The sequence below is a fragment of the Janthinobacterium sp. 75 genome, from assembly GCF_004365495.1.
In the GTDB taxonomy this organism is placed as follows: domain Bacteria; phylum Pseudomonadota; class Gammaproteobacteria; order Burkholderiales; family Burkholderiaceae_D; genus Janthinobacterium.
On record NZ_SORD01000002.1, the window covers coordinates 434,406 to 453,327 of the forward strand.

10 protein-coding genes and 1 pseudogene are annotated in these 18,922 nt (G+C 58.6%); 3 read left to right on the forward strand and 8 right to left on the reverse strand.

The genetic code is table 11. The features are described 5' to 3' along the window. Positions 1-85: 85 nt before the first annotated feature. Entirely contained in the window at positions 86-2,752 is a 2,667-nt protein-coding gene (locus C8C89_RS26285; RefSeq protein ID WP_166674925.1) for a TonB-dependent receptor, read from the reverse strand. 949 nt (positions 2,753-3,701) lie between these two features. Between C8C89_RS26285 and C8C89_RS26290 the strand changes: the two are divergent. Beyond that, positions 3,702-3,926, forward strand: a pseudogene (locus C8C89_RS26290) (RsmE family RNA methyltransferase); the annotation flags it as partial. Positions 3,927-4,006: 80 nt separating this feature from the next. Here the strand turns inward: C8C89_RS26290 and C8C89_RS26295 are convergent. Next, on the reverse strand, positions 4,007-6,832 hold the full coding sequence (locus C8C89_RS26295) for a TonB-dependent receptor (protein WP_243858435.1): 2,826 nt from the start codon (positions 6,830-6,832) through the stop codon (positions 4,007-4,009). Between the two features lie 102 nt (positions 6,833-6,934). Between C8C89_RS26295 and C8C89_RS26300 the strand changes: the two genes are divergently transcribed. Both C8C89_RS26300 and C8C89_RS26305 read left to right on the forward strand, forming a co-directional pair. After that, positions 6,935-7,438, forward strand: a complete 504-nt coding sequence (locus C8C89_RS26300; RefSeq protein ID WP_133994040.1) for a hypothetical protein — start codon at positions 6,935-6,937, stop codon at positions 7,436-7,438. 593 nt (positions 7,439-8,031) lie between these two features. Beyond that, entirely contained in the window at positions 8,032-9,663 is a 1,632-nt protein-coding gene (locus tag C8C89_RS26305; RefSeq protein ID WP_101484059.1) for an NAD(P)/FAD-dependent oxidoreductase, read from the forward strand. A 117-nt stretch (positions 9,664-9,780) separates the two neighbouring features. On the opposite strand, the gene C8C89_RS26310 is transcribed toward C8C89_RS26305, so the two are convergent. From C8C89_RS26310 to C8C89_RS26335, 6 genes are all read right to left on the reverse strand, one after another. Next, positions 9,781-12,633, reverse strand: a complete 2,853-nt coding sequence (locus tag C8C89_RS26310; protein WP_133994042.1) for a TonB-dependent receptor — start codon at positions 12,631-12,633, stop codon at positions 9,781-9,783. A 381-nt stretch (positions 12,634-13,014) separates the two neighbouring features. Then, complete coding sequence (locus C8C89_RS26315) at positions 13,015-14,388, reverse strand: GAF domain-containing sensor histidine kinase (RefSeq protein WP_133994044.1); 1,374 nt, start codon at positions 14,386-14,388, stop codon at positions 13,015-13,017. A 134-nt stretch (positions 14,389-14,522) separates the two neighbouring features. Continuing rightward, positions 14,523-15,488, reverse strand: coding sequence for a magnesium/cobalt transporter CorA (gene corA, locus C8C89_RS26320; protein WP_101484056.1), 966 nt, complete (start codon positions 15,486-15,488; stop codon positions 14,523-14,525). Between the two features lie 145 nt (positions 15,489-15,633). Beyond that, entirely contained in the window at positions 15,634-17,124 is a 1,491-nt protein-coding gene (ntrC, locus tag C8C89_RS26325; protein WP_133994046.1) for a nitrogen regulation protein NR(I), read from the reverse strand. Between the two features lie 48 nt (positions 17,125-17,172). Further along, positions 17,173-18,261, reverse strand: a complete 1,089-nt coding sequence (gene glnL, locus C8C89_RS26330; RefSeq protein ID WP_101484054.1) for a nitrogen regulation protein NR(II) — start codon at positions 18,259-18,261, stop codon at positions 17,173-17,175. Positions 18,262-18,268: 7 nt separating this feature from the next. Next, entirely contained in the window at positions 18,269-18,778 is a 510-nt protein-coding gene (locus C8C89_RS26335) for a DUF4124 domain-containing protein (RefSeq protein WP_347876611.1), read from the reverse strand. Positions 18,779-18,922 lie beyond the last annotated feature (144 nt).

Below are 18,922 nucleotides of genomic sequence, written 5' to 3' on the forward strand. Positions count from 1 at the left end.
CCGCACTGCGCCAGAAGTGCCGCATACCATGTAAGCGGCACCAGGTCATCAGGCAGCCCGTTCTGGCGCTGCCCTTCTTTTCCTATTAGAACGTGTATTCGGCACCCAGTTTCAGGGTACGTGGACGCAGCGTGTAGCCGTCACGCACATTGATTGGACGCTGTTCATCGAAGACGTTGTTGATATTCGCCAGCAAACGCAGGTTTTTGAAGCCCGTGTATGCAAAGTTCAGATCGGTGCGCACATCGCTACCCACGCGGCATGGCAGGTTATCGCCTTTCAATGCAGCGCGGCAACCGGCTTCATTCCAGGTATCCTGATCCGTCTCGTCGTTGTTCAATGCCGTTCCCGACGTGTAGTTGACGCGCACGCCAGCCGTGACCGGACCTTTGCGCCATGCCGTGCTGAATACCGACACGACACGCGGGGTGCCACGCAAGCCGACGGTGTTTGGACGGTATTGGTTGGCGTCGATGTCCCAGTAACGCAGCTTCAGGTTGACCGTGGTCGCCAGACCCATCGTAACGGTACCATACTCGCCAGCCGAAAAGCGGCCGTTCACATCGATGTCCACGCCCTGCGTCTCGGTCTTGCCGAAGTTTTCATAGCCCAGGAACAGCGATTGAATGGTACCAGTACCCCAGGCGAGGTTCGCGCCTGGCGACAGTTCGTTGGCACGTGCTGCCAGACGGCGATCGGTGTCGCTGATCGGATTGCGCGCCAGTTTTTCAGCATAGCCAGGCACATCTTCACGGGCCAGCACGTACGCTACGTCGCGCGTGGCGATCTCGTCCCGGCGTTCGATCTTGAAGTAATCGACAGCGACGCTGACGTTCTTGATCGGTTCTGCCACAAAGCCCAAGGTCAGACTGCGCGAGGTTTCCGGTTTCAAGGTCGAGCTCGACGAAATCATGACCGGAACCGAAGTCAGGCAACCCGAGTTATAGGCCGTAGACGAATCGGAAACGTCGCTGGCAGTGCCCTTTTTCAGGATATCGCGGATTGCGGTTGCGGTTGCGCAACGTTTTGGATCAAGCTGGCTGTTGTAAAAACCGGTCACGCCCACTTTACCCAGCGATTCCGGGATATTCGGAGCGCGGAATCCACCGGCTAACGTACCGCGCAACATCAGCTTCGGCGTTACCGTCCAGCGCGCAGCAAATTTAGGCGACACGTGGGCCGAAAAGCCTGGCGCCTTGTCCAGACGCAGCGCGCCGTTCAACTCCAGGCCTTTCAATACGGGCGCGTTCAGCTCCAGAAATGCGGCGCTCAGATTGCGCTGGCCATCGATCCACAGGGAACCTGTATTGATGATCTCGGCATTCATCACGGCATCGACCGACTTGATGTACATCTTTTCTTGACGCAACTCGGCGCCAAAAGCAAATGCCAATTGACCGCCAGGCAGGGCCATCAGGTCGCCAGACAGCTTGGCATCGATGAAGTTGGTCGACAGGTGGGAATCGGTACCTGCGACTGGGAACATGCGGTTCAACAACTCATCACTGTTGCCACCACCTAACTTGTACTCGCCGCTGACAATCGCGGCAGGCAGGCGGTCACGGTGGGCGCCACGGCTGCGCAGGGTACCCTCGCCGCCGGTACGCCCGATGGTGGCTTCCCAGTCATAGGCGCCGATCGTGCCTTCCAGGCCGGCCATGACACGGTACTGCGTCGCTTTTGCCGGCGAAGTCCAATCCATGTTGGAATCCATGAAGCGATAATCGAGGCCAACCGGGAAGTTATACGGATTGTATGCGGAATTGGCCGGCAATTTAGGTTTCTGCACGGTTTGCGATTTCTTCACATTACCGTCGAACCAGGTCCATGGCGAACCGGCAGCCATGCCGAATGGCAGCGGCGAGTAATTGGTGCGGGTTTCCGAATACGACACTTCCGCGAAACCGCGCGTGGTGTCGCTGAGCTTGAAGTGCAAGGCGCTGTACAGATTGACGCGTTCGGCGCCATCCGACGACGGGTTAATGCCGTTCAAGTCGCTCACACACAGGCCGGCAGCATTGAAAGTGCTACAGCCTTTGACTGCTTGACGCACCTTGCGGCCGCTTTCGTTCAAGTTGCCCGGGAACGAAGTCAGGCTAGGATCGCCGAAGGCGGTGGAAACATATTTTTTGTGCCACTCAGGATACTCGCGCAGCACCTTGCTGAGCTTGTAGCCTTCACGCTTGTAACCTTCGACGTTGAAGAACACGTTGTAGCGGTCTTTTTCCAGATCGCCGTAACCAGCCAACAGGCCAACCGTCGTTTGCTTGCCGATGTTAGGGTCGATGCCCTGCTGATAGTTGGCGCTGGTGCTGACGCCCTGGAAGCTCTTGCGGGTGATGATGTTGATCACGCCAGCCAGGGCATCGGAACCGTAGATCGCGGAAGCGCCGTCCTTGAGCACCTCGACGCGGTCGATCACGTCGGCCGGAATGGAATCGAGGTTGACGAAGGTATCTTTGGCGCCATTGGCGAACGGATAATTGGAAACGCGGCGGCCATTGACCAGCACCAGGGTGGCGCCGGTGCCCAGGCCACGCATCGATGCGCCGGACGCACCGCGCGCAAAGCTGTTGGAGTTGCCGTCATCCTTGATCGCGCCCGTGTCGAACGAGGTCAGCGTATCGAGAATCTGGCGCACGGTATTGGCGCCAGTCGCCTTGATTTCATCACGGCGCATTACGGTCACCGGCGAGGCGGTTTCGCTATCCATGCGCTTGATGTTCGAACCAGTCACTTCAACACGTTGCATGACCGGCTCTGCGGTACCTGCTGTATTTTGTGCGTGGGCGGAGGCAGCAATGGCGCTCAAAGCAAAAAACACCGCCTTACTGATAGGGCTTAATTTTGGTTTACTCAGCATCATGTATTAGCAATCTCAACTTGTAATTTTTAATGAACACCAGGCAACTGGATCACAGTGGCTCATGTGGCACTTTTTATGTATCAAAATTTTTGACACAAGTAAGTATCTGTAACAGAAAAAATATTGTCAATTAACATTGTCGAATCCTAAAGGGATTGCAGAAAAAACTGTCAAATACTCTTTTTCTGTTGTTTTTTTACATTTAAATTGAGCAATGTTTTCATTTCACTCAACTATTTATCTTGCTCCGGGTGGCAAAACTGGCCTGCCGCGGCACCGCCATGCCGACCGTCTTCCAGCATGGCGGCCACGGCTATCTCTCGAATGAAAACGTCATGAAAACAGCTTGTCCTGGGTAGCGCCTTACACATCAAAATTTCCCAACCAAGCCTAACAAAATACAAATAAATTGATAAAGTCAATATTTTTGTTGGATAACACGGTAACTATCGAAATGGAATACTGTACTCACCCGTTTCGCCGTCAAATATCAAGACGTCCAGAATGAATTGTTAAATCGGCTGCCGCTCAAACGCGGGCGACGCCAGATACAGGAGGCACGGCGCGGCCGCTTTCCGGCAACCCTGCCGAACTGAGGGCGGGAGATTACCCTGCATGCTGGTGAGATCGCCGATGGAGAAAAATTTGGGTAAAAAAGCGGCCTGACTTCTCAGTCATCCCGCCCTTTCGACGAACGGAGCGGTATTGCTGTCGCCTGTTCGGCTCACCATATAGAGACCGTGCATGCCAGTGTCTGCTGAAGTAGCGGCCATCAGCGCCTGCGTCATACCGAGATGCCTTGTACGACTGGACGCGCCTGCATGACAGGCACGCCATCCTGACGCCGCGGAAGGAACAGTCGCTGGCCAACTGGGCCCGTTACCAGCCGCCGCAAGCGCTCACCGTGATGGTGGGGCCGGAAGGCGGCTTTACCGAGGCGGAAGAAAAAGCCGCCATCGCGGCTGGCGCCATCGGCCTGGCTATGGGGCCGCGCATCCTGCGCACGGAAACGGCCGGATTGACGGCGCTGGCGACGCTGAGCGCCTTGCGGGGTGGCGTGTCGAGACAAAAAAAACCCGCCAGGCGAACCTGGCGGGTTGTATTCAGACTATCAGCCAACGCGCCTTGCGGCGCGCCCGATTAGAAAGCCTGGTTGTAACGCACGTAGACGAAACGATCGATAGGCGCATTAGGATCAACCGAGCTGCCCGACGAATTGCCGCTGTAGGTGATGCGTGGAGCCTTGTCGAAAACATTGTTGGCGCCGACCAGGATCTGGCCTTTCCATGGCGTTTTGTAACCAACGCTCAAGTCGGTGTACGTAACCGAACCCATTTTGTTGTAACGGCCAAAGCTTGCATCGCCATCTGGATTGCTGCACTCTTCCGTAGGCGAGTAGCACTTGCCCTTCACACCGCTCGCATAACGCGAGGTAACCGCGGCGCTCCAGTTGCCCATGCTCCAGTCAACCGTCAAATTCGTCTTGAAGCGATTGTAGTTGTACTCACCGTTGTATTCTTGCCATTCAGATTCATCCGAGCTCTTGCTCTTGAACGACTTGACCCAGGTCGAGTCCGAACGAATGTTGAATTGGCCGTACGCGGTGCGTGGCAGACGATAGCCGAGACCGATGTCGACGCCTTCAGTCGACAATTCGCCCAGGTTGGCATTTCCGCGAGCCAAGCTGATCACGTTACCAGCGAGATCGCGCTTGATGACCGCGCAATACGACGACACATTTTTCAGGTAGCACTGTTCCAGCACGAAATCGGCGTCAACTGCCGTGATACGGTTCTTGACGCTGACTTTGAACCAGTCCAGCGAAGCGTTCAGGCCAGGAATGAACGATGGGTTGTAGACGAAGCCCAAGGTCTTAGTCTTGGCGATTTCCGGTTTCAGCGCGGCGTTACCAGCACCTGCCTGGAATGCCACGTTCGACTGATTGCCACCTGCATCGACTGGGTTGCCCGACTGATCAACTTGACGGTAACCGGCTGGCGCACCACCTGCAAGGCAGTTCGCTGCCACGGTTGGATTGTTACGCTGGCCATTGACGCTGTCGCAGATGTCCATGTATTCATCGAACGACTGCGTGCCGCCACCAAACGTATCGCCCAGCGATGGAGCGCGGAAGCCCTCGGCCCAGGTACCACGTGCCAGGAAGTCGTCCACCGGTTTCCACATGAAACTGACTTTGCTATTGGTGGTGCTGCCAAAGTTGCTGTAGTCGGAGTAGCGCGATGCCACGTTCAAGGACAGCAATTTTGCAAACGGCTTGTCTTTCAATACTGGAATGTTTGCTTCCAGATACGCTTCCTTGACCGAGTAGTTACCATAGGTAGCATTACCGGCCAGGTCGGACGAGTAACCCGATTGCTCAAACTGGCCAGGCTGGTCAAAGCCACGCACGGAACGGTGCTCCAGGCCACCTGCGATGCCGACTGCGCCAGCTGGCAGGGAGAACAATTCACCGGCCATGTCAGCGGTCGCGCTGTTGATCGTGCTGCCATAGGTCGATTGACCGGTGGCCATCACGTAGTCCAGCGCCTGCTTGTTCGAAGCGGACGGGCCGCCCAGGACATTGAACGGCACGCAGGCACCCAAGGCAATCGGGTTCTCTGCCGTACCGCACTGCACGACGCCGCTGGCATTCTTGAACGATGGGCCGAGGGCCTTTTTCAGGTTCAGCAAGTTGAGGTTGCCCGTGCCCTTGATGTTGCCCGCAACGGAGTTGTGGTTGTAACCTGCGCTCCAGTTCCACGGCAAACCGCGCAATGTGAAGTCGCCTTCCAGCACTGCATCAATATGCAGGGTCTGGCTACGGTTTTCTGTTATGCGTGGACGCTCTACAGTACGGCGGTTGAAGTACAGATCCTGGCCATTGCCCGCGCCAGCGACGGAACTGCCGTACGGGTTGAAATAGCTGTCTTTGTCGATGTACACAGGGAACGCTTCTTGCGTAGCCGACTGCAGCGGGTAGCCGCCATTTTGCGTGCTCGAAGTACGCTCGGAATACATTGCCGTCGTCTTCAGGCGCAGGTCCTTCGGCAGGGCGATTTCACCTTTGGTGATGATGGTCGTCAGGGCCGTCGGCGCCTGGAACATCATGTCATTGGTGGTGCTGTATTTGTCGTCGTTGATGCTGGCGCTGGCAGGGTGGTAGTTGGCCGGATTACGCGAATCGGCACCCACGCCGTCACCATACTTGCCGCCAGTGTGATTGAGGACCATTTGATCGCCCCAGTCGCCATCTGCATTCTTCAAACGGATCGCGCCCCACGGGCCGCCACCCAAACCGGCATCTGGATGGCCAGGACCACGGCTGTATTTGGTGATTTCACGATCACGGGCCCAGACGGCACGCTGTTCGCTGTGGCTGATGCCGAAAATCATGGATGCTTTTTCATCGCCAGCGCCGTACGTCAGCGAGTAGTCCTCGGATTTGCCGTCGCCGCCTTCGTTGATACCCTTGTAGAGGCTGACAGCGCCACCGGTCATGCGGGTTTTCAGGATGATGTTGATCACGCCTGCGATAGCATCTGAGCCGTAGATCGCCGACGCGCCATCTTTCAGAATTTCGATGCGCTCGATCATCGCCGTAGGCACGGTCGACAGATCGGTATAACCATTGACGGACTGCGTCCAACGCTTGCCGTCGACCAGCACCAGCAGGCGCTCAGGGCCGAGGTTGCGCAAGTCGATGTATTGACCGCCCATTTCCAGGTTCGACGTCAGGGTCGAGCCCTTGCTGAAACCGGTAGGAGGAGCCGACGACGTCATTTGATTCAAGACGTCGCCAACCGTGACCAGGCCAGTAGCCTGAATCTGCTGTGCGGAAATCTTCGAGACCGGTTGTGCCGTTTCCAGGTCGACCTGGCGAATACGTGAGCCGGTAATTTCGACGCGCTGAGGAGCTTCGGCTTCAGCTTGCGCTTGGGCAAATGCGGTAAGTGCGTTCAATGCCATCGCTACTGCTACTGCAATCTTGGTGCGTTGATGCATAAGTTCTCCGATTTTAATAATACCTACTGATCTAGTCAGGCTCTGGTAAACATAAAATTATGTTTAATGTCTTTCCTCCGTGCCGTCGGCAGTGTCTCCAACCGTTTATCGCTTTATGAGCGAACCAGCAACGTTACTATGACAGTCCGCCATGAAAACACTTCAATAGCTGCACTGTCAATAATAGCAAAAAATACATTCAACAAAGAAACAACACTTTTTTTGCGCTTCTGCCTGAATTCCCAGCCAAAACAATCGCAGCAATACCGATTAAAAATCGCAATTGCACCAATGCAGTGCAGTAGCTATACAACCGTGTTCGATGCGCCACTTTTTGGTGCATCCAGACCAAAAAATAAAATGGACGGGATTGCCTGGCGCCGTAAGGAACAACAGCCAACGCAGGCAAAAATCCTCGCTTTCCCTATCACAGGGCCCTGCATGATGCACCAATGTGTTACAGCATGCAGAGGCAGTCCCGCAGCCATCCTGCCTGGCATGCGGCTGCCAAAAACCCGGTCTGTTGGCGCCAGGAAAAAAACGGTACGTTGGAAAAATACAACAAAATAAACTAAAGCTATCAAAACTCCATTTTTTGTACTACATTACTAATCGGTTTGAAACAAAATAACGTGTATCCAGCATAGGAACGTTAATATATCGACTGCGTTTATTTCATGCATATTGAATTAATTATTCAATACAATAGTTTGCGTCTTTTATTATGCGCAAATATATATTGGCTCACCGAAACAAATTAAATCGCATTCGATTCAATATCCCCCCGCCGCCCCCCTCATTTCTGGCTTGCTTCCAATATTCAGCAGGCGCATTTCAGCAGGCGCATTTCCATTCCAATTAGCGCGGCTAGCAATAATATTCTCCTGCCTTGATTGTTATTCGCCTCGATAACTTGTTTCCTGTTGCGCCATATTTAGCGTCGTGTCACAAAGCGCTGGAACGGGTATCCTATTTTTCGAGCAGCGCCAGCGATACGGGATCATTCGCAACGGTCCGCGCCTTGCCATCGCAGCACAGGACGGCCGGCCCCGCCGCATCAACGGTTGCGCAGCAGGTAAAATAGCGTCCTGATGGCAGCGCACGCGCCGTCTCACAGACTCTCCGCTAGATACGGAGCCCAGCAATTTTTAAGACTACACATCATGTTGCGACTCAACGAAGTAAAACTCCCCCTCGAACACGACGAAGCAGCCCTGCCTGCCGCCATCCTGGCGCGTCTGGGCATCGCCGCCGCCGATTTGCTCGGCTTTACCGTCTTCAAGCGCAGCTACGACGCGCGCAAGCGCAGCGCCGTGGTGTTGATTTACTCGCTGCATGTTGACGTCAAGAATGAAGCGGCCGTGCTGGCGCGCCTTCAGCACGATGTGCACCTGATGCCAGCACCCGACACCGACTACAAATTCGTCGCCGGCGGCGAACAGCTGGCCGGCCACACCAATGAACCGCGTCCCATCGTCATCGGCACGGGCCCTTGCGGCCTGTTCGTGGCGCTGATCCTGGCACAGATGGGTTTGCGCCCCCTCATCCTGGAACGGGGCAAGCAAGTGCGCGAACGCACGGTCGACACCTTCGGCTTCTGGCGCAAGCGCGAACTGAACCCGGAATCGAATGTGCAGTTCGGCGAAGGCGGCGCCGGCACCTTTTCGGACGGCAAGCTGTACAGCCAGATCAAGGACCCCAAGCACTACGGCCGCAAGGTATTGACGGAATTCGTCAAGGCCGGTGCGCCCGAGGAAATCATGTACGTGAGCAAGCCGCACATCGGCACTTTCCGCCTGGTCAAGATGGTGGAAGAAATGCGCGCCAATATCGAGCAGCTGGGAGGCGAATACCGTTTCAGCAGCAAAGTGGTCGATCTCGACATCGTGCCAGGTGCCGACGGCGGCCAGGTGCGCGGCGTGGTGCTGGACAATGGCGAGACCATCGCCAGCAACCACGTGGTGCTGGCCATCGGCCACAGCGCGCGCGACACTTTCGAAATGCTGCACCGCCGCGGCGTGTACATCGAAGCGAAACCGTTTTCGATCGGTTTCCGCGTGGAACACCCGCAATCATTGATCGACAGCTGCCGCTTCGGCCCCAGCGCCGGCCACCCTATCCTGGGTGCGGCCGACTATAAGCTGGTGCACCACGCCAGCAATGGCCGCTCCGTCTACAGCTTCTGCATGTGCCCGGGCGGCACGGTGGTGGCCGCCGCCTCCGAACCGGGCCGCCTGGTGACGAACGGCATGAGCCAGTACTCGCGCAACGAGCGCAACGCCAACAGCGCCATCGTCGTCGGCATCACGCCAGCTGACTATCCGGGCGACCCGCTGGCCGGCATCGCCCTGCAGCGCGACCTGGAAGAGCGCGCGTTTGCCCTGGGCGGCAGCAACTACGATGCCCCTGGCCAGCTGGTGGGCGACTTCGTGGCCGGTCGCGCCTCGACGGAATTTGGCAGTGTGGTGCCCTCGTACAAGCCGGCCGTGCACCTGACGGACCTGGCGCCGTCGCTGCCCGAATACGCCATCACGGCCCTGCGTGAAGCGTTTCCTGCATTCAACAAGCAGATCAAGGGCTATTACAAGGCCGACGCCGTGCTGACGGGCGTGGAAACGCGCACCTCTTCACCGATCCGCATCAAGCGCCGCGACGACAACCTGCAAAGCCTGAACACACGGGGCCTGTTCCCCGCCGGCGAAGGCGCCGGCTATGCGGGCGGCATCCTGTCGGCGGCCGTTGACGGCATCAAGGTGGCCGAAGCGGTGGCGCTGTCGATGGCAGCGCGCGACTAGACAGGCGCGTACTCGCCGCCCACGTGGCGGCCAGCCATAAAAAAAGCCGGGCCCCGTGACGGGCCCGGCCGGTTATCCAGCGTAGTCGATGGCGCCCCAAGGGGCGCCATCATGCGCTTAGAAGGTGTACTTCAAGCCTCCCGAGAAGTAGCGGCCTACGGCGCCAGCAAAATCCAGCGGATTGTAGGAAACCGCACCATAGGTCAGCGGATCGAGCGGAGCACGTTTGTCGAACAAGTTCTGCACCGTACCGAACAACTCCATCTTCTCGTTGATCTTGTAGCGGGCATTCAGGTCAATGCTGGTGAACGAAGCGAGCTCGCAACCTGCCGGCGCATCGTCGCCGTTGGCGTAGTGGAAGGCGCAACCATCCGGATCGTTCTTGAAGTTGGTGTTTTTCAAAGCACCGCGGTAGTTGGCCGCAGCCGAGACACGCAACTTGTTGAGCTCCCAGGTCAGACCCAGGTTGACACGGTTATCCGGCGTTCCCATGCAGTTACTCACGTCGCAATTGCCGTGTGTACCAGCAAAGTCACGCGAGGAGCCGTCCTTTTCCGTGCGGGTGAACGTGAAGAGGTGCGTCCACTTCGCATCGAAAGTCAGCTTGCCATAACCTGCACCCAGGTCGAAGCCTTGACGGAAGTCCAGGTCGACGCCGCGTACCTTGGTCTGGGCCGAGTTCACATAGTTCGCCAGCACTGCCGTGATGGCACCCGGGTCGCCAGCAATACCGGCCTGCGCGGTCGAAGGATCGCGCGCCACATGGCCGGCGGCAATCGCCGCGTCCGTCTGCTCCTGGTTGATCTCGTTGGTACGTTTGATCTGCCAGAAGTCCACCGTCAGATTTGTCTTAGGCAATGGATCCCACACGAAACCGATATTCGAGCTCTTCGATTTTTCCGGCGACAAAGCAGGGTTCGGCGAGGTAATGATGGCAATAGAAGCGGCCGAGCAGGCGCTGGTCACACCCAAGGCGCAGCGCAGCGGATCGCTGGCCGACGAGAAGGCAGCCAGGCCACCCTTGCCGTTTTCCGCCGCGCTAGGTGCACGGAAGCCCTTGGCGAACGAACCGCGTACGGCAAATTCCTTGACCGGATTCCATTTCAAGCCGACCTTCGGCGTGTAAGCATTGCCGACATCGGAAAAATGGTCGGCGCGGATGGCGCCCGACAGCTCGACGCCTTTCCATACCGGCGCCACCAGCTCCGTATAAGCGGCCGTAACACTGCGGCTGCCTTCGTATGCCGAATACCCCAGGCCGACAATATTGCCCTTGTCCGTGCCCGCCGTTGGCGCCAGTTCGGTCGATTCGTGACGATATTCCGCACCGACGGCGATACCGAGAGCGCCGCCTGGCAAGGCCATCAGCTCGCGCGACGCCTTGAAGTCGATCTGCGCCATTTTGGTCGTCGCATCGTTGGAGATCTTCGGTGCCAGCGCAGCGTACAAGGCAGCCGAATTCAAGCCTGCATTTTCGCCGATGCGCCAGTAGCTGCCTGCTGGCAATGCTGCATATGCCGGATTGCTCCTCGCGGCGGCCACATTCGCGGCTGTCGGGTTAAGCAGTGCAAACATCACGTCGCGCTGCAGATAGCCGGAGCGGTCGTTGGACACCTTGTTCTGCGAATACAGCAAGGCCGTATCGAAATCCCATCCTGCGGCGCTGCCTTTCAGGCCAGTGACGAAGCGGGTGAACGTCGAATCGATATTGCTGACGCGAGGACCGAGATCGGCCGCCAGGTAGCGGAAGCGCGCGGCTGTCCCAAAATACGGATTGTCAGGATGATTGGCGCCCAAGGCCACGGCCGCATTGCTGACCGGACCGCCCGGGTAGCCAACGCTGCCGCTGATACCGGTCGGCGTCGTTGACGAAGAGGATTGACTGGTGAAATAGTTCGCTTCGGCATAAGCCTGGACGTCCTGACTGAGCTGGAAAGTGCCGCGCAGGAAGACATTGCCCGTTTCCTGGCTAGGCTGCATCTGGCTGTACAGTTGCGGAGCGTCAATCAGGCAACCACCGCCTGGGTCGCCTTGCGGATGGTTGGTGAAGTTGGAGCAGGCCGCGCCTGGAAAGGTCCGCGTGAAACCGACGCCGTTCGGGTTGCCGCGGTTGTAGTAATCAAGCGTCGTCGGATTACGCACGTTGCCGTTGATCGCACTGCCTGCAGCGTTGTTGCCCGTAATGGCACCCGTACCGCCGAGCGCCTGTTGTGCATCAAAACCGTAATTGCGTAAGTCCGAAGCGCCAATATAGCCTCGGTCGGAGCGGTCACGGTTCCAGACGGCATTTTTCTTGCCATATTCGGCACTCATGACCACGTTGTATTTGTCAGCGACGATATCGCCAAAGCCATGCGTCACGGCGAGGCGCACATCGCCACCATCGCTGTAACCCGTCTGTCCATAGCTGACCTTCAGGGTGGTTCCCTGAAAATCACTGCGCAGAATGATATTCACCACGCCAGCGATGGCGTCGGAACCGTAAATTGCCGAAGCCCCATCCTTCAGAATCTCGACGCGCTCTACCGCATCGGCGGGAATGATATTCAGGTCAGAAAAAACCTTTTGGCCGTCGTCCGCCAGGCCGTAAGGCGCGATGCGGCGGCCATTGAGCAGAACCAGCGTGGAAGCGGTGCCCAGGCCGCGCAGGGAAATACCCGATGCGCCGGCGGCAAAGCCATTGCCGAAGCTGGTAGGAACCGACCCTTGGTTGTCGACCGCCAGCGTCTGAAGCAATTCCGCCACCGTCGATTTACCCGATTTTTCGATATCTGCCCGGCTCAGGGTTTGAACTGGAGAAACACCTTCAGCTTGCGCGCGACGAATATTCGAACCGGTGATCTCCACCCGTTGTACAGTAGGAGAGGCAGGTGCGGTCTCTTGTGCGAGTACTGGCTGAGCCAGCACGCCAATGGCAATCCCTGAAAACATCAGGCGCACAGAGCGAGATAATACGGTTTCTTTAAGCATTGTTATATCCTTGAATAAGGCAAATTTTAGAAAACCGTCATCGTGTAGATGAGGGTTAATACATTGCGAATCCAACTATCAGTCTTCGTGTAGCTCAGCCTTCAAAACCACACCCCCACCGAGATGCGCCGAACCAGCTGGGGAGTGTCTTGCGGCACCTTGCCAACTCTGCTACAAATCTACTAATACTTTGTTACAGGCTGATACATTTCATCAAAACATGACGTAAATTCAGTGTCAATAATTGAATTCCCAGTTCATGCATAGAAACAACACTCGCGCCCGTTTTCACAAATATGCCTGCGCATATTTGACGAACAATGCAATTTTGATAAATAGTTTAAGAGGGAAACAATTGTGGCCTGACGAAGCACGCCTGGGTCAGCTGGCCAGCGGTAGCCTTATCTGTATGTGGCAGCCGGGCGTGCGATCGACGGCGCTGACCTGGCCGCCCAGTTGCTGTACGATGGTGTAGACGATGTGCATGCCCAGGCCAGAGCCGCCCTGGCCCCGCTTGGTGGTGAAAAACGGTTCAAACATATGTTCGCGCACGGCCGGCGCCAGGCCCACGCCATCGTCGGAAAACTCCAGCAGCAGCCATCGCGCGGCCGCGTCATCCGCGTCCGCCTCGATGCGCGCGCGTATCGTGATGCGTCCTGGCCCGCCCTGCGGATAGCCGTGACGGGCGCTGTTCATCAGCAGGTTAGAGAGGATTTGCGACAGTTTTCCAGCCGCCAGGCGCACCTGGCAATCGGGCGCGATATCGAGTTCCACGCCCAGCGCCGCCTTGCGCAGTTCCGGGCTGTGCGCCGACACCAGGCCATGCACATAGTCGTGCAGCGCCAGGTCGGCCACGTACTCACTGACCTGGTCCACGGCCAGCTGCTTGAAATTGCCGATCAGGTCGGCGGCGCGCGCCAGGTTGCGCTCGATCAAGGCGGCTGCGCCTTTCAAGGCTTCGGCAATGTCGATCAATTCGGCCCGGCTGACCTTGGCACCGCCCAGCAGCTGCACCAGCTGGTCGGCGTAACTGCCCATGCTCGACGCCGCCGTCAGCGCCACGCCGATGGGCGTGTTGACTTCATGCGACACGCCGGCCACCAGCGAGCCGAGGGCCGCCATCTGTTCCTGCTCGATCAGGTTGGCCTGCGCCGCCAGCAACGATTCGGTGCGCACGCGCACGATTTCTTCCAGCTGCTGGGTGCGCTCCTGGTGCTGCAGCTCGGCCGCGCTGCGGGCCGAGAAGATCGACAGCAGCAGCAAGGCCAGCAAGCGCTTGTTTTCATCGATGGGACGCGTGTCGATGGCCGACAGGATGCCCAGGGTCTTGCCTTCGGTATCGATCAGCGGCATGCCGACATAGCTTTCCGCATGCATGTCGACCAGGAGACTATCGTATGGAAAGCGACGCTGGATATCGCTGCCATGAAAACACATGCTCTGACAAGTCACGTCCTGGCAAGGCGTGTGCTGCAGGCTGTATTCGATGTTCGGCTGGTAGCCGTCGCCGCCCCACAGGGCCAGGGTGCGGATGCCTTCGCTGCCATCGTCCATGCGCACCAGACGCCCGGCGACCACATAGTGCACGTCGAGCGCTTCGGCCAGGTCCTTGACGAGGATGCGCAGGAAGTCGTCGCCACGGGCGTGCGCCGTCGAGGCTGTGATCGAGCGCAGGGCCGCTTCCGCCAAGGTGCGCCGCTGCTCGGGATCGAACAGGGGTTCTTGCGAATTCACATCAAACAAGGGAATACTCATGTATGCTCCTGCGCAACACTGGAAGCACCAGCAAACCTGCCGGCGTGGCAACCCTCAGCCATGGCCCGCCCGAGCGGACCTGCCGCGATTGTACCCCTGACTATTGTTTAATAATACAGATACACAGGAATTTTTTATAGCCAGCCGGAACGCTTGAACAAGTAATACATATAACCGCAGACACAGCTCATCAGGCCCACGGCCACGGGATAGCCGTATTGCCAATCCAGCTCGGGCATGAACTTGAAGTTCATGCCCCACACGCCGGCAAACGCCGTGAACACGGCGAAGATAGCCGCCCAGGCCGCCAACTGTTTGTTCACTTCGCTTTCATCGATGGCCACCATCGACAAATTCACCTGGATCGCCGTGCTGATGGTGTCGCGGATGGTATCGAGCGTGCCATTGATGCGCGCCAGGTGGTCGTGCACGTCGCGGAAATACTCCTGGGTATCGTGGCACAGCGGCGGCACGCGCCCGCCGTGCAGCTTGCCCACCGCCTCCATCAGGGGCGCCACCACGTGGCGCAAAACCATGACCTTGCGTTTCAACTGGTACAGCCGTTCGATATTGTCGCGCTCGGTGCCGCGGTCGAAGATGCGGTCCTCGATCAGCTCCAGCTCCGATTCGAGTGCATCGAGCACGGGAAAGTAGCGGTCGACGACGGCGTCCATCAGCGCGTACAGCACGAAGGCCGAGCCCTGGCGCAACAGGTGCGGTTCGCGCTCGGCACGCGCGCGCACGCCGAGGAAACCTTGCGAGCTGTTGCTGCGCGACGAGAGCACATAATTGGCGCCAACGAAAATGTCGACTTCGCCCATGACCAGTTCGTTCTCGACCATTTCCACGGTTTTTACCACGGCAAACAGGGAGTCGCCATATTCCTCGATCTTCGGACGCTGATGGCCCCGCTGCGCATCCTCGACGGCCAGTTCATGCAGGCAAAACTCGTGCTGCATCTGTTTCAGCTCGGCCGGCGTGGCATCGAGCAAGGCCACCCAGACGAAACAGTCGGGGCGCTCGACGTAATCGCTGATATCGTCAATCGGCAAGTCGGCCAGTTTTTTGCCATCCTGGTAGGCCACGCAGTTAATCAGCATACAGTTCCACAATGAAAGTTAAGACCAGACGAAACAGTCCGGCAGGCGCCAGCTTACCTTATCGCCCGCCTTTGTTGTGGGTGTTGTGGCGAGCAAGGGACGCCGAGGGGAAAAGCGGACGGGGGAGTCCCCGTCCGGCCATGCATCAATCGTCCTTGGCGCCGTCTATGCCCAGTTCCGAGATCTTGCGGGTGATGGTGTTGCGGCCTATGCCCAGGCGTACGGCGGCGTCGTTCTTGCGCCCGTGGGTATGCTTGAGCGCCGTCTTGATCAGGGCCGACTCGAATTGCCGCCCCAGCACAGCCATGACTTCCTGCTGCCCCGCGCCCAGCATGCCGGCCGCCTGCAATTCCAGCAAGCCGATCCAGCCCGGCGGCGCGCCGTTGGCGGGCGCGGCCGCTTCAAAGACCTGGCCGCCATGCGCATGAGCAGCATTCGCTGGCGCCCCGTCAGCGGACGCCAGCGGCGCGGCGCCATCGCCCTGCCCTTGCGTCAGTTCCAGCGGCAAGTCCTTGATTTCCACCGTCTGCCCCGGCGCCATCACAGTGATCCAGTTGCACAGGTTTTCCAGCTGGCGCACATTGCCGGGCAAATCGAGGCTGCTGAGAAACTGCATCGTCGGTTCGCTCATGCGCTTGGCTTCCACGCCCAGCTGGCGCGCGCTTTGCACCAGGAAGTGGCGCACCAGGATGGGGATATCCTCGCGCCGCTCCCTCAAACTGGGCAAGCGCAGCCGGATCACATTCAGGCGGTGATACAGGTCTTCACGGAACAGGCCGTCGCGCACGCGCTGCTCAAGGTTCTGGTGCGTGGCTGTAATGACGCGCACGTTCGCCTTCATGGGCTGGTGGCCGCCTACGCGATAGAAATGCCCGTCGGACAGCACGCGCAGCAAGCGCGTCTGCAGGTCGAACGGCATGTCGCCGATTTCATCGAGGAACAGGGTGCCGTTCTCGGCCTGCTCGAAGCGGCCCCGGCGCGTCGTCTGGGCGCCCGTAAACGCCCCGCGCTCATGACCGAACAATTCGGATTCCAGCAAATCCTTGGGGATCGCCGCCGTGTTCAGGGCGATGAAGGGCTGCGCCGCACGCGGACTGTGCTTGTGCAGCGCGCGCGCCACGAGTTCCTTGCCGGAACCGGATTCGCCCGTGATGAGCACCGTCACATTCGATTGCGACAGGCGGCCGATGGCGCGGAAGACTTCCTGCATGGCTGGTGCCTGGCCGAGGATTTCCGGCGTTTCCGAGGGGCCCGATTCGACGCTGGTCTCGCGCAGGCTTTCTTCCAGCGCGCGGCGGATCAGCTCGACAGCCTTGTCGATGTCAAACGGCTTGGCCAGGTATTCGAAGGCGCCGCCCTGGAAGGACGCGACGGCCGAATCAAGGTCGGAAAAGGCGGTAATAATGATCACCGGCAAGCCAGGAAAGCGCGACTTGACCGTCTGCAACAATTCCAGGCCGGACGCGCCCGGCATGCGGATATCGGACACGAGCACTTGCGGCGTGTCAAATTCCAGTGCCGCGATGGCGTCGCGCGCATTGGCAAAACTCTTGGTGGCGAGATTTTCCCGCGCCAGGGCTTTTTCCAGCACCCAGCGGATTGATTCGTCGTCGTCAACTATCCAGATTGGCTTCATTAGTGTGTGCGTCCCGCAATGGATTTCATGGGTGGGATACCCCCTCGCTTATGGCAAGGGTAGAACGATCCTGAAATCGGTGTATCCAGGCCGGCTTTCGCACTCGATCACGCCCAGGTGCTGTTGCACGAAGGTTTGCGCCAAGGTCAGTCCCAGCCCACTGCCGCCTTCCCTGCCCGACACCAGCGGGTAGAAAATCCGGTCGCGGATCTGGGGTGCGATGCCCGGTCCATTGTCAATGATATGCAAGTCTAATGCCAGGTTGTAGCGGACCTTGGCCAGGGTCACCTGGCGCGCCACGCGCGTCTTGAAAATCAGCTCCGCATCGCCCGCCTCGATGCGCTCGGCCAGGGCTTGCGCCGCGTTGTGCGCGATGTTGAGCACGGTTTGTATCAATTGCTCCTTGTCACCGCGAAACTCGGGGATCGAGGCGTCGTAATCGCGCGAAATGGTGAGACCACTGGGAAATTCGGCCAGGATCAGGCTGCGCACGCGCTCGCACACTTCGTGGATATTCACGTCGCCCACGATGTGCGGGCGGCGGTGCGGCGCCAGCAAGCGGTCGACCAGGGTTTGCAGGCGGTCCGCTTCCTTGATGATGACTTGCGTGTATTCGCGCAGCTCGCTCAGATGCAGGGCCGGCAATTCCAGCTCCAGCAGCTGGGCCGCGCCGCGGATGCCGCCCAGCGGATTCTTGATTTCATGCGCCAGGTTGCGGATCAGCTCCTTGTTGACCTGGCTCTGGTCGAGGATGCGTTCTTCGCGGTCGAGTTTTAACTGCTGCACGTTTTCGCGCAGCTCGATCAGCACGCCGTCGCGCGACGCGTCGAGGGCGCTGACGATGCTGTGCACGCGCAGCGGCTCGCGCCCCAGGCGCTCCAGGCTCAGGTCCTGGCGCAAGTCGGAAAACTGATGTTCGAGCGCCTGCGCACAGATGCCGGCCAGTTCGTCGGGATTCAAGAACAGCGCCGTGAGCTTTTGCCGCGACAGGGCTTTCAACGAGCTTTCCAGCAGGTTTTCCGCCGCCGCGTTGGCATAGCTGATGCGCCCGTCGCCATCGAGCAGGATCACTGCCGATGCCAGCAAATCAAGGCCGGCCAGGTGGGCGGGACGACTGGAATGGTTGTCTATTGTCATGGTCTCATCATCGGATATTGGCGATCTCGCGTTTCAGGGCCTCGACGTTTTGCTGTGTCCGGCTAATGTTGTCCTTCAACTGCGCCACCCGTTCCTGGTATTTTGCATAGTTACGCTCATTGCCCTGGCGCTCAGCTTGTCCTGCGTTCAATTCCAGGCGCTGGGCCACCAGTTTCTGCTCTTCGCTGCGTAATTCGTCCTGCAGGATCTGGCGCCGGTCCAGGTCGCGCGCGCGCTGCTCGGCGCCATCGACCTTGGGAAACGCGCCGGCGGCAGGCGCCGCCGTGGCCAGCGCCTGCGTGACGGGCCGGGCAGGCGCACCGGCCAGCGGCGCCGTCTTGCGTGGCGGCTCCGTCATGGCGCCGGGCAAATCGAGCAACTGGCAATGCGCGCCGGCACGCTTGTCCGTGTACGTCTTGTGTCCTTGTGCATCGGCGCACACATACAACTGCCCGTGCGCCTGTGCCGCCGCGCCCAGCAATCCTGCCATCAGCGCCATTCTGTAATGCTTGGTCAATCTTCACTCCTGTCGGCACATGCCGCATCGTTCCTGGGCCGACTATACAACACTGCACTGGCGCCGCCTTGGCGCGCCGCATAAAAAAACGCGGGCAAGACCGATCGCCTCACCCGCGTTTCTTATTCACTACCGGCAAGTTGC

Coding starts and splice junctions, on each gene's coding strand:
- C8C89_RS26305 (WP_101484059.1), top strand. CDS start 8,032: ATGTTGCGACTCAACGAAGTAAAACTCCCCCTCGAACACGACGAAGCA.
- C8C89_RS26295 (WP_243858435.1), bottom strand. CDS start 6,832: ATGGCATTGAACGCACTTACCGCATTTGCCCAAGCGCAAGCTGAAGCC.
- C8C89_RS26300 (WP_133994040.1), top strand. CDS start 6,935: ATGTCTTTCCTCCGTGCCGTCGGCAGTGTCTCCAACCGTTTATCGCTT.
- corA (WP_101484056.1), bottom strand. CDS start 15,488: ATGCTGATTAACTGCGTGGCCTACCAGGATGGCAAAAAACTGGCCGAC.
- C8C89_RS26315 (WP_133994044.1), bottom strand. CDS start 14,388: ATGAGTATTCCCTTGTTTGATGTGAATTCGCAAGAACCCCTGTTCGAT.
- ntrC (WP_133994046.1), bottom strand. CDS start 17,124: ATGAAGCCAATCTGGATAGTTGACGACGACGAATCAATCCGCTGGGTG.
- C8C89_RS26285 (WP_166674925.1), bottom strand. CDS start 2,752: ATGCAACGTGTTGAAGTGACTGGTTCGAACATCAAGCGCATGGATAGC.
- glnL (WP_101484054.1), bottom strand. CDS start 18,261: ATGACAATAGACAACCATTCCAGTCGTCCCGCCCACCTGGCCGGCCTT.
- C8C89_RS26310 (WP_133994042.1), bottom strand. CDS start 12,633: ATGCTTAAAGAAACCGTATTATCTCGCTCTGTGCGCCTGATGTTTTCA.